At 64.7% G+C, this 11819-nt stretch carries 11 protein-coding genes; 7 read left to right on the forward strand and 4 right to left on the reverse strand.

The genetic code is table 11. The features are described from left to right. The first annotated feature begins 74 nt into the window (after window positions 1-74). Window positions 75-761: a metal-dependent transcriptional regulator gene (locus tag CP556_RS16070; protein WP_098726535.1), complete on the forward strand. Its 687-nt coding sequence runs from the start codon at window positions 75-77 to the stop codon at window positions 759-761. Between the two features lie 179 nt (window positions 762-940). After that, window positions 941-1474: an Rrf2 family transcriptional regulator gene (locus CP556_RS16075; RefSeq protein ID WP_098726536.1), complete on the forward strand. Its 534-nt coding sequence runs from the start codon at window positions 941-943 to the stop codon at window positions 1472-1474. A gap of 116 nt (window positions 1475-1590) precedes the next feature. On the opposite strand, the gene gyrA is transcribed toward CP556_RS16075, so the two are convergent. The 4 genes from gyrA to psmA all read right to left on the reverse strand — a co-directional run bounded on the left by gyrA (window position 1591) and on the right by psmA (window position 7617). Further along, window positions 1591-4098, reverse strand: coding sequence for a DNA gyrase subunit A (gene gyrA, locus CP556_RS16080; RefSeq protein WP_098726537.1), 2508 nt, complete (start codon window positions 4096-4098; stop codon window positions 1591-1593). A gap of 18 nt (window positions 4099-4116) precedes the next feature. Beyond that, on the reverse strand, window positions 4117-6048 hold the full coding sequence (gene gyrB / locus CP556_RS16085; protein WP_098726538.1) for a DNA topoisomerase (ATP-hydrolyzing) subunit B: 1932 nt from the start codon (window positions 6046-6048) through the stop codon (window positions 4117-4119). 110 nt (window positions 6049-6158) lie between these two features. Further along, window positions 6159-6875, reverse strand: a complete 717-nt coding sequence (gene psmB, locus CP556_RS16090; protein ID WP_098726539.1) for an archaeal proteasome endopeptidase complex subunit beta — start codon at window positions 6873-6875, stop codon at window positions 6159-6161. Then, window positions 6868-7617 (reverse strand): archaeal proteasome endopeptidase complex subunit alpha, encoded by a 750-nt coding sequence (psmA, locus tag CP556_RS16095; RefSeq protein ID WP_098726540.1) that lies wholly within the window; start codon window positions 7615-7617, stop codon window positions 6868-6870. The genes psmB and psmA overlap by 8 nt, the downstream gene beginning before the upstream one ends. Before the next feature lie 495 nt (window positions 7618-8112). On the opposite strand from psmA, the gene CP556_RS16100 reads away from it, so the two are divergent. The 5 genes from CP556_RS16100 (at window position 8113) to CP556_RS16120 (ending at window position 11802) form a co-directional block, all read left to right on the forward strand. After that, complete coding sequence (locus tag CP556_RS16100) at window positions 8113-8379, forward strand: hypothetical protein (RefSeq protein WP_098726541.1); 267 nt, start codon at window positions 8113-8115, stop codon at window positions 8377-8379. Next, the gene (locus tag CP556_RS16105; protein ID WP_098726542.1) at window positions 8376-9632 is read left to right on the forward strand and encodes a divalent metal cation transporter; all 1257 of its coding nucleotides are present in this window, start codon (window positions 8376-8378) and stop codon (window positions 9630-9632) included. The genes CP556_RS16100 and CP556_RS16105 overlap by 4 nt, the downstream gene beginning before the upstream one ends. Window positions 9633-9897: 265 nt before the next feature. Then, the gene (locus CP556_RS16110) at window positions 9898-10677 is read left to right on the forward strand and encodes a sulfite exporter TauE/SafE family protein (RefSeq protein ID WP_098726543.1); all 780 of its coding nucleotides are present in this window, start codon (window positions 9898-9900) and stop codon (window positions 10675-10677) included. Window positions 10678-10743: 66 nt separating this feature from the next. Further along, window positions 10744-11172 (forward strand): universal stress protein, encoded by a 429-nt coding sequence (locus CP556_RS16115; protein WP_098726544.1) that lies wholly within the window; start codon window positions 10744-10746, stop codon window positions 11170-11172. A gap of 108 nt (window positions 11173-11280) precedes the next feature. Continuing rightward, complete coding sequence (locus CP556_RS16120; protein WP_098726545.1) at window positions 11281-11802, forward strand: SPW repeat domain-containing protein; 522 nt, start codon at window positions 11281-11283, stop codon at window positions 11800-11802. Window positions 11803-11819: the final 17 nt, after the last annotated feature.

The following is an 11819-nucleotide window of genomic DNA, read 5'->3' on the forward strand; positions in this document are numbered from 1 at the left end:
ATTCGCCGGGAGCGACGATCCGGCCCGCCGCTGGCGATAGCTTTAGGGTTAGACGCGTCTAATCCCGGGACAGCATGATGCTGAGCGACGTGATGGAAGACTATCTCAAAGCGATCTACCAGCTCCAGCGCGAGACGGACGATCGGATCAAGACCTCCGAGATCGCGGCGGAGCTGGACGTCACGTCGCCGACGGTCACGAGCATGCTCGACAAACTCGAGGAGCGCGAACTCGTCGACCGCGAGAAGTACCGCGGGGTGACCCTGACCGACGAGGGCGAAACCGTCGCCCTCGAGGTCGTCCGCCACCACCGGCTGCTCGAGGCCTACCTCACGGAACACCTCGATTACGACTGGTCGGAAGTCCACGCGGAAGCCGATCGGCTCGAACATCACATCAGCGAGAACTTCGAGGCCCGCGTCGCCGACGCCCTCGGCGAGCCGACGGTCGACCCCCACGGATCGCCGATCCCCGGCGCGGACCTCGAGCCGCCGGAACGACCCGACGGTGAAGCCATCACCGAGTTCGAGGCGGGGGCCGTCGTGACCGTCGCCGAAGTCGCCGACCAGGATCCCGACGTGTTGTCGTATCTCTCCGATCACGGCGTTCGACCGGGTGTCGAACTCGAGATTCTCGAAATCGCTCCGTTCGGGATGGTGACGGCTCGCTCGAGCGACGCGGACGAGCCGGTCTCGCTCCCCGAGTCCGTCGCCCATCACGTTCGAGTTGCGACGCCCGCAGAACCCACACCGTCGTCGTAGGTGACGGGAATCACTCGAGCGGTTCGGTCAGTGTGAGCTGGTTCCAATCGAACGGATGCCAATTGCTGTGGAGCGAACGAACCGAAACTTCTTCGCAGCGCCGGCTCAACCGTCACAATACTGCCAAAGCGCTCGGCTCACCCGCCGGGTTTAAGGAATCCAAATACGAATATATCACTATGTCATCCATCGAACTCACCCCCAGCCAGAAGAAAATCCTCCGCGCGCTGACGAACCTCCACAAGGAGACCGAAGACGCCATCAAAGGGGAGGACATCGCCGAACAGGTCGACCGCAATCCGGGGACGATCCGTAACCAGATGCAGAGTCTCAAAGCCCTGCAACTTGTAGAGGGCGTACCGGGGCCGAAAGGCGGCTACAAACCGACGGCCGCCGCCTACGAAGCCCTCGAGATCCAGCAGATGGACGAGCCCGCAGCGGTCCCGATGCAACACGAGGGCGAACCCGTCGATGACACCATCATCGAGGAAATCGATCTCTCGAGCGTCCACCATCCGGAACTTTGCCGCGCGGAGATTCACATCCAGGGTACCCTCAGCGACATTCACGAGAACGACGCCGTCACGGTCGGCCCGACGCCGCTTTCGAAACTGGTCATCGAAGGCACCGTCGACGGGAAAGACGATACGAACAACATTCTCATCCTGCGCATCGACGACATGGTCGCGCCCGCCGAAGAACCGGCACACTGAACGGGCTGTCGACCGCGTTCACCACGCTTCTCCGCCGAGCGCCTGCGCTGGCGTTCGACAGTTGTGACGCGAAAACGATCGGGAGTACGTCGGTATCGCAACGGGACCTCGAGCGGTCAGTTCTGGTCGTCCGCGTCGTCCGAGTTGTCGACTGCGTCGTCCGAGTCGGCGACCGCTGACGCCGGAATCACGTCGACGCTCGCGACCGCGTCGCCATCCTCGACTTCCATCACGATCACGCCCATCGTGTTCCGACCGACGGTCGAGATTTCGTCGACTCGCGTCCGGACGATCTGGCCGCGCTCGCTCATCATCACGAGCTGATCGTCCGTGTCGACCGCCTTCACGGCCGTGACGGGCCCGTTGCGTTCGCCCGTCTTGATGTCGATTAACCCCTTGCCGTACCGTGACTGGGTGCGGTACTCGGAGAGCAGCGTTCGTTTGCCGTAGCCGTTCTCCGTGACCGTCAGCAATGCCTGTCCGTCGTCCTCGTCCGTCGCGACCAGTCCCGCTACGGCGTCGCCGTCCTGGAGTTTGATGCCGTTGACGCCGCGGGCGTTCCGCCCCATCGCGCGGACCTCGTTCTCGTCGAAGCGGATCGTCATGCCGCCCTCGGTCGCGATGACGAGGTCCCGGGAGCCGTCCGTCACGTCGACGTCGACCAGTTCGTCGCCCTCCTCGAGGTCGGCCGCGATGATCCCCGTCGAGAGGATGTTGTCGAACTCCTCGCCGGCGGTGCGCTTGACGTAGCCGTGTCGGGTAACCATCGTCACGAACTCGTCGTCGCCGAAGGCGTCGGTGTCGACGATAGCCGTGATATCCTCGCCGGGATCGAGATCGAGGATGTTGATCGCCGACTTCCCGCGCGCGGTCCGGCCCATCTCCGGAATCTCGTAGGTCTTGAGCCGGTAGACTTCGCCCTGATTCGTAAAGCAGAGCAGGTAGTCGTGGGTGTTGGCCCGGAAGACCGTCGTGACGCGGTCGTCCTCCTTGACGTCCGCGCCGATGATCCCTTTGCCGCCCCGACCCTGGGGGTCGAAGCCGTCGATCGGCATCCGCTTGACGTAGTCGTCCTCCGTCATCACGACGAAGACCTCCTCCTCGGGGATGAGGTCCTCGTGGGTCACCGTCCCCTGATCCTCGACGATCGAGGTTCGGCGGTCGTCGGCGTACTCGTCTTTGATCTCACGGAGCTCGTCTTTGATGACGGCGAGCAACTCCGGTTCGCTCTCGAGGATCGCAGTCAGGCGCTCGATTTCGACCTGCACGTCCTCGTACTCGGCTTCGATCTCGGCGGCCTCCATCGAGGTGAGACTGCCGAGTTGCATCCGGACGATGTGGGTGGCCTGCTCCTCGGAGAAGTCGTAGGCATCCCGCAGCGCCGCTTTCGCGGCCGACCGGTCCTCGCTGTTCCGGATCAGTTCGACGACGTCCTCGGCGTTTTCGACGGCCGTCATCCGGCCCTCGAGGATGTGCGCTCGGTCCTCGGCCTCCTGGAGGTCGTACTCGCTGCGCCGCCGGACGACCTCGCGTCGGTGAGAGATGTACTCCGCCAAGGTCTCCTTGAGCGAGAGCACGCGGGGCTGGCCGTCGACCAGCGCGAGGTTGATGACGCCGAAGGTCCGCTCGAGGTGGTTCTCGAGCAGTTTGTTCTCGACGACCTCCGCGTTCGCGCCGCGTTTGAGTTCGACGACGACGCGGACGCCGTTGCGGTCGGACTCGTCGCGCAGGTCGGAGATGCCCTCGATCTCGCCCTCGTTGACGTCCTCGGCGATCCGCTCGACGAGGCGGGCCTTGTTGGCCTGGAAGGGGAGTTCGGTGATGACGATCCGCTCGCGGTCCGACTTCCACTCCTCGACTTCGAACTCGGCGCGGACCCGGAGTCGACCGCGACCGGTCTTGTAGGCCGAGTAGATGGCGTCCCGGCCGACGATGTTCGCGCCCGTCGGGAAGTCAGGTCCCTTGACGTGTGCCATCAGGTCGTCGACGGTCGCGTCGGGGTCGTCGATCAACTCGATCGTCGCGTCGATGACCTCCCCCAGATTGTGCGGCGGGATGTTCGTCGACATCCCGACCGCGATCCCGGAGGAGCCGTTCACGAGGAGGTTCGGGAACGCCGCGGGCAACACGTCGGGTTCCTGCAGGCGGTCGTCGTAGTTCGATGAGAAGTCGACCGTGTCCTTGTCGATGTCCTCGAGCAGTTCCTCGGCGAGCGGGGCCATCCGCGCCTCGGTGTATCGCGGCGCGGCGGCGGGGTCGCCGTCCATCGAGCCGAAGTTCCCCTGGCCGTCGACCAGCGGATAGCGCATCGAGAAGTCCTGGGCCAACCGGACCAAGGTGTCGTAGATCGCGCTGTCTCCGTGGGGGTGGTAGTCACCCATCGTCTCTCCGACGATCGAGGAGGACTTGCGGTGGCTGCTCCCGGAGGAGACGCCCATCTCGTGCATCGCATAGAGGATGCGCCGGTGGACGGGCTTGAGCCCGTCGCGGACGTCGGGGAGGGCGCGACCGGCGATGACGCTCATCGCGTAGTCGATGTAACTCTGCTCCATCTCGTTTTCGATACGGACGTTTTCGACTGACCGTGCCTCGACGTCCGTCGGATCGGGTACGTCTGAACTCATGTGGTTATAGTAAAATCCCTATATGTCGATCCATTCCGCTTCCGGCGCGTGATCCTTGATGAACTGCTTGCGGGGTTCGACGGCGTCGCCCATCAGGACGGAGAACATCTTGTCCGCCGCGGCGGCATCCTCGATCGTGATCTGTTTGAGGATGCGGTTGTCGGGATTCATCGTCGTCTCCCAGAGCTGTTCGGGGTTCATCTCGCCGAGGCCCTTGAACCGCTGGACCTGCGAGGGGTTGCCGTCGCACTTCTCCGCGACGATCTCGTCGCGTTCGGCCTCCGTCATCGCGTCGTAGGTCTCGCCGCGGTACCGAATGCGGTACAGCGGGGGCTGAGTCGCGTAGACGTAGCCGCCCTCGAGCAGCGGGCGCATGTGCCGGTAGAAGAACGTCAACAGCAGCGTCCGGATGTGCGCGCCGTCGACGTCGGCGTCCGTCGCCATGATGATCTTCTTGTAGCGGATGTTCTCGACGTCGAACTCGTCGCCGATCCCCGCGCCGATCGCGGTGATCATGTTCCGGATCTCGTCGTTCTCGAGGATCCGGTCCAGACGGTGTTTTTCGACGTTGAGAATCTTCCCCTTGATGGGGAGGATGGCCTGGAAATCTGGATTTCGGGCCTGCTTTGCGCTGCCGCCCGCGGAGTCACCCTCCGCGATGAACAGTTCCGCTTCGTCCGGATCTTTGGTCTGACAGTCGGCCAGTTTGCCGGGGAGGGAGGTCGAATCGAGCGCCGACTTCCGGCGCGTCAGTTCCTCGGCCTTCTGGGCGGCCATCCGGGCCTTGGCTGCCTCGACGGCCTTCATCACGATCGCCTGGGCGGTGTCGGGATGTTCCTCGAAGTAGGTGCCGAGCCCCTCGTGCATGGCGCTCTCGACGATCCCGCGAACTTCGCTGTTGCCGAGTTTCGTCTTCGTCTGGCCCTCGAACTGGGGATCGGGGTGTTTGATCGAAATAACCGCGGTGAGTCCCTCCCGGATGTCCTCGCCAGTGAGGTTCTCCTCGAGATCGGAGAGCAGGTCGTTCTCGTTGGCGTAGTCGTTGACCGTCCGCGTGAGCGCGGTCTTGAACCCGGTAAGGTGGGTTCCGCCCTCGCGGGTGTTGATGTTGTTCGCGAAGGCGTGGATCGACCCCTGTAGTTCCTGGGTGGCCTGCATCGCCACTTCGATCTGGATGTTCTGGTCCTCGTCTTCGAAGTAGATGATGTCGTCGTGCATCGCCGAGCGCGTCTCGTTCAGATACTCGACGAACTCGCGGATGCCGCCGTCGTACTCGTAGGTCTCGGAAACGGGTTCGCCCTGGTCATCGTCCTCGCGCTCGTCGCGGAGCGTGATGCGGACGCCCGAGTTGAGGAAGGCCAGTTCCCGAAGCCGGTTCGAGAGCGTCGAGAACGAGATCTCGCCCGTCTCGAAGATGTCCGTGTCGGGCCAGAACTGGATCTGCGTGCCCGTCTCCTCGTCGGGCTCCATGTCGCGGACGCGCTCCATGTCGCCGACGGGTTCGCCGCCTTCGAAGGCGTGGCGGAAGACGCCGCCGTCGCGCTTGACCTCGGCCTCGAGGCGTTGGGAGAGGGCGTTGACGACGCTCACGCCGACCCCGTGGAGGCCGCCGGAGACCTGATAGGACTTGTTGTCGAACTTGCCGCCGGCATGGAGGACGGTCAGAATGACCTCGAGTGCGGGGCGGTCGTACTCCTCGTGTGTGTCGACGGGGATGCCGCGGCCGTCGTCGGCGACGCTCACCGAGCCGTCCTCGTGGATGGAGACGGTGATGTCGTCGCAGTGGCCGGCCAGTGCCTCGTCGATCGAGTTGTCCACCACTTCGTAGACGAGATGGTGGAGGCCTCGAGAATCGGTAGAGCCGATGTACATCGCCGGTCGCTTTCGCACAGCCTCCAGGCCCTCGAGGACCTGAATCTGTCCGGCGCCGTACTCGCTTTCCTGGGACATGTAAAACCTGCTTTCGGGTAGCGCCCCTGCCCTAATAAAAGTCACGTGTACGCGCGCGAGCGCGAGCAGTCGAGCGACCGAGAGGGCGATCCAATACCCACCGAAACGGTCTAGATGACCGCGTCGAAGTCGTTGTGGCCCTGGATGTCGACGCCCTCGTCCGTGACCTCGGCGAGGAAGACGCCGTTGCCGGAGCCGGTGTCGCGCTCGACGGCGCTCTTGATGGCTCGAGCAGCGACCGTCCCTGCCTCGTCGAGCGAGAGGTCGTCGGCATACTCGTTCTCGAGGAGGCCGTAGGCCAGTTGCATCCCGCTGCCGGTGACCGTGTAGTCGTCGGCCATCACGCCGCCTGCGGGGTCGATGCTGTAGACGTGACTGCCCTCGCTATCGACGCCGCCGAGGATGGGGTTGATCGCTCGGAACGGGCCGCCGCGGGCGAAGTTGCCCGCGAGCGTTGCCAGTGCTTCGATCGGCATCGGCTCGCCGCGGCGGGATTCGTAGAGGTTGACCTCGGCGCGCAGCGTTCGGATGAACGACTGTGCGCCACCGACCGACCCGACCAGCGTCAGCGCGCCGGTGGGGTGGATCTTCTCGACCTTCTGGACGTCCTTGTTCGAGACGAACCGCCCGCCGAGGCTGGCGCGCATGTCCGTCGCGATGACGACGCCGTCGTCGGTTGTGATACCGATGGTCGTCGTCCCGGTCTTGTTGACGGTATCGCCGTGGTCGTCTCCCCGATTGCCGTCGGGAAGCGAACCCAGTTCGGGTTCGTACGGCGACGGATCGCCGTTCCCCTGCGGCGTCGACGGTTGGTTCCAGTTATTCATCGCTCTCCTCCTCCTCCGGGTGGTCAATCTCCGCGATGATCGACTCGAGGTGGTCGGTTTCGACCGAGTGGAACGACTCGTCCTCGGTCGTGATCGTCGCGACGTCAACGTCTTCGGCGTTGACGACCCCGTCTTCGGGTTCGCTGAGCGCGCTCACGGCGAGTTCGATGCCGCCGTCGACGTCGAGATCCTCGCGGTAGTGCTCCTCGAGGTAGCCCTGAATGGTATCGCGATCGCCGCCGATGGCCGCCGCCTTCCACTCGTAGTCCGTCCCCGAGGGGTCAGTCTCGAACAGTTTCGGCTCGCCGGCGTCGATTCCGCCGACGAGGAGCGCGACGCCGAACGGGCGAGCACCGCCCGTCTGGGTGTACTCCTGAATGTGGTCGGTGACCGCTCGCGTCAGCGTCTCGACGCCGATCTGCTGCCCGTAGCGGAGCTGTTCGCCCTGTGCACGGCGACGTGCGAGATCGACGAGTTGGCGCGCGTCGGCGACGTGGCCGGCGCTCGCGACACCGATGTGATCGTCGGCTTTGTGGATCTTTTCGACGCTCTCGCGCTCCATGAGCGGCGAGCTGACCTGTCGATTCGCGGCGAGGACCACGCCGTCGGGCGTGCGGAGACCGACGCTCGCGGTTCCGCGTTTGACGGCCTCGCGGGCGTACTCGACCTGGTAGAGACGTCCGTCCGGGGAGAAGATGGTGATCCCCCGATCGTACGCCTGCTGATTGGATTGTCCTTGCATTAGTCTTCACCTTGGGTAAGGGATAGACATTTATAGGCCTTCTTCTGAAGGCAACTTCGTGTGTACTCTTCCCTTCGTCCCGGATTCGCAAGAAGGTGATGCCGCCACTCGTGCGTGAGCGGTGACTCGGCGGGCCGTGTTCGGCGGAGCGATGTGCCCCGTCGACCGTCGAGACGGGAGTTTGCGGTCCTTTCGGCGCGAATCTGACCATATAGGCACTCGTTATCGCTCCGTGGCCGTTCCGTCGTCCGAGAGTGTCCGCTGGACTCACGTGTCGCACTCAGGTAAATACCGAATTACTCGAGCCGGCTATTCGAGAGGTCGTCTGCTATCTCAAGCTTTCCGCTCAAACGGATCACAGTCCTTGCTTTAGGTACAGAATTCCGTACCACAGTACACAGGTGAAACCCGCCCGGCTGCGCCGACTCGAGGCCCGCGACCGCGCGTGGCCTCGAGGGGCCCAGACACCTGCGACTTTTCGGACAACTACCACACATGGAAGACCACTGTACCGCGGTCGATGTCCCCGTCGAATCGGTGAGCGAAACCATTCTCCAACGCGGGCTCGGGCTCCACCTCCCGGCGACGTTTTTCGGTGCCGGGTCCGCTTCCGCGCTGAGAGGACCCGACTGGCAGTCCGGATTTCGCTCGTCGAAGTCCCTCCCGCTGTCGATCGGCAGTCGGTCGACGGCGTCCGAGCCGTCCGCTCGAGGCGCAGCGACCGCCGGAGTCGCGCTCGAGCCTCGGGGTGATCACGCATGAGCGGCGAGTCGGCCTCGGCGTCGGACGTCGTCAAGGCCATCCCCGGCGGTGAAACGATACACGGGGCGCTCTACAGATACGGGCTGGGAATCATGTTCGCTGCGAACGTGTTCGGAGCGGGGTCGGTCTATATCCTCGCCGACACGGGTGCGAACTTCGCGTACTCCCTGTTGTGGGTACTCCCGCTCGCGTTCTTCATCGATATCGCACTGCACGACATGAGCGCCCGACTCGCCGTCGCCGACGAACCACTCGCCGATTATATCCTCGACGCCGTTCCGATCGGGGGTCGACCGCTCCTCGTCGGGATCTCGCTGATGTCCGCGCTGTGGGCCGTGTCTAACTACGCCGTCGCCGGAGCGGTACTCGCCTGGCTCGTTCCGTTCTTCGACAACGTGCTTGTCGGCATCGTGCTCGCGGCCGGGTTCGGCATCGCCATCGTGCAGATGAAGGTCTACGATCGGATCGAAGCGGTGATCGCCGTGATGGTGTTCGCCGTCTTCGGTTCGTACGGCCTGCTCCTCGCGGGGCTCGACGTTCCGTGGCAATCCGTAGCGGCGGGGCTCCAGCCGGTGCTTGCGACCGACATCGGCTACCTCACTGCCGTCATCGCCCTGCTGGGGACGACGGTCTACTGGCCGAACTTCTTCATCCAGTCGAGCATCCAGCCGACGAAGGAGTGGTCGAACATCTGGGATTACCGCCGAGACAACGCCGCCGGAATCGCGACGACGCTCACCATCGGCAGCTTCGTGATGATCGTCTCGGCGGTCACCCTCTCCGAGGGGGCCATGACCCTGACAGGACCAGGCGTCCCGCTCGCGGAAATTATCGGCCAAGGCGCGCTCGTCCTGTTCATGGTCGCAGTCCTCTGTGCGACCATCACGTCGGCGACCGGGACGCTGTTCGGTGCCGGATTCATCATTCCGCAGTCGCTCGGGCGACACACGGTCTTCGGTGATACCGCGTTCCGACGAACGGTCATCGCACTGGTCGTCCTCTCGGCTGCGACTGCCCTGCCGATGCTGCTCTACACGGGGTTCGGCCCCGTCGAAATGGCGATCATCATGCCGGCCGTCAACGGCGCGATCGGGCTTCCCCTGACCGTCTTCGCCCTCATCGGTGCCGTGAACAGGTACTACGACATCGAGTGGTACGAGAACGCCGGGTTCCTGGCCGCGGGGATCGTCCTGCTGATCGGGAGCCTCATGACGGTCCAGTCGCTCTACGAGACGATCATCAACATCCTCTAACCGGGGCGACTGTTCCGATCCGGCGGACGCGCGACGCTACGTTTCGGTCGACCCGAACCGGTACCGATCGGGTCGACCGGACGCTATCCTCGCGGTTACGGCTTCGACCGTCTCTCGATCCGGTGCGAAAACGCGAGTATTCTGGGTTCGGACGTTCGGACCCGAAGACAATACTCCGCGATTTGCTCGGTAGCTGACCGAAAGAACTCGAAATCAGAAGAGTTAGTTCGATCGGCATAGACCACTGGATAACTCCTCTGGTTTAATGCTCGGATTGCCCTTCGAACTCTCCCTGGTCCTGTTGCTCGTCTCGATCGCTTTCTTCTCGGGGATCGGCATCACCACCATCGGTCCGGGCGGAATCTTCGTGACGATCGCGCTCTACTCGCTGACGTCGCTGCCCTCGAGCCAAGTCGCCGGCACCGCCCACGCCACGTTCGTCGTCACCGGACTCGTCGGGAGCGCCGCCTACCTCCACTCCGGGGAGATGAACACCGGCGAGAGTCGAGCGATCGCGATCGTCCTCAGCGGCGCGAGTATCCTCGGCGCGCTCGTTGGCGCGTACGTCAACACCTTCGTTCCGCGCTCCGTCTTCGGGCTCCTGCTCGGCGGCGTCGCGACGGCCGTCGGCGGGATCATCCTGTATCGCGAGCGCCGCGGGTTCAGCCCGATCTACGATCTCGAGCCCCTGACTCGAGGCGGCCGGATCGTCCTGGCGGGACTCGGATTCGCCCTCGGCGTCTGCAGCGGCCTGCTGGGGATCGGCGGGCCGGTGCTGGCCGTGCCGGCGCTGGTACTGATCGGCGTTCCGATGTTGCTCGCGGTCGCGGTCGCACAGGTCCAGTCGATCTTCATCGCGACGTTCGCGGCGTCGGGCTATTTCCTGCAGGGAAATGTCCTCGTTCCGCTCGCGGTCGTCATCGGCGTGCCGCTCCTGTTCGGCGTCGTCGTCGGGTGGCGAGTCGCCCACGCCATCGATCCCGAGCGGCTGAAGGTCGCGCTGGGTGTCGTCCTGCTGGGCGTCGGCCCCTATCTCGCCCTGTGAGCGTCGGCCCGTCACGTCGCAGTGAACCAGACTGAAGGCGACGCGCGTGGACGTCGACACATCCCCATGTCACCGCGGATCCTCGTCCCGTTCGACGACTCCGAGCCCGCTCGCGACGCCCTCGAGTACGCGTTCGATCTGTTTCCCGACGGCGAGTTCGTCGCGCTGGCCGTCATCGACACCACCTCGTTGCCGTACATTCCGAACGTCGCGGACGACGCCGAGATGAGCGACGACGCGCGAGCGCTGCTGGACGACGCCGCCGACCAGTTGGCCGCGGCCGAGGCCATCGCCGACGAGCGCGGCGTCGCCGTCGAAACGGGGACGCGAATGGGAACACCGGCCCAGGAGATCCTCGAGTACGCCGAACGCGACCCCGTCGATCACGTCGTTATCGGCAGCCACGGCCGATCCGGTATCGAACGGATCCTGCTGGGCAGCGTCGCCGAGGTGGTCGTCAGACACTCGCCGGTGCCGGTGACGGTCGCTCGATGACGGCGCTGTCGTGCCGTAACTGCTCCGTCGCATCGTCCGCCTCGAGGCCCTGCACACACGGGCCACGGACTCTTTGCGACGAGCGACCGAGATCGACTCGAGAGAACCATGAGCGAGTACGACGGCACGGAAAACCCCGAGACGCCCTGGCGGGACGACGGCGCGTCCGAAGACGACGGCCGCGGCGACGACGAACTGACCGGGAGCGACCGAACGCCGTTCGAACCGAACCCGGGCGAACGCGGGACGCGGCTCGCGGCGGCCGTGGGTCTGCTCGGGCTCGCGGTACTCGTTCAGGCCCTCGTCCTCGAGCTCGCCGCGAGCCAGTTCTGGAACGATGTCTTCGTCGGTGCGACGCTGCTCGTCGCCGGTGCGTACAACTACTATCGCCGATCGAACGAGGAGTTCGGGAGCATCGGCGTCGCGTCCCTCGTCGCCCTCCTCGGCCTGTGGCTCGTCGCCTCGCCGTTCCTGTTGGGGGCCGGGTCGGGCATCGCCGAGACCGCGAGCGACCTCGGCTTCTGGACCGACGTCATCGTCGGATTGCTCGCGTTCGGGATCGGGTCGTACAGCGCCTATGCGATCCGCGATCGGCGTCGCCACGCGGACGTGCGGAGAACGGCGACGTGATCTCTCGCGACCCGACG

The organism is Natrinema sp. CBA1119 (genome assembly GCF_002572525.1).
Taxonomy (GTDB): Archaea; Halobacteriota; Halobacteria; order Halobacteriales; family Natrialbaceae; genus Natrinema.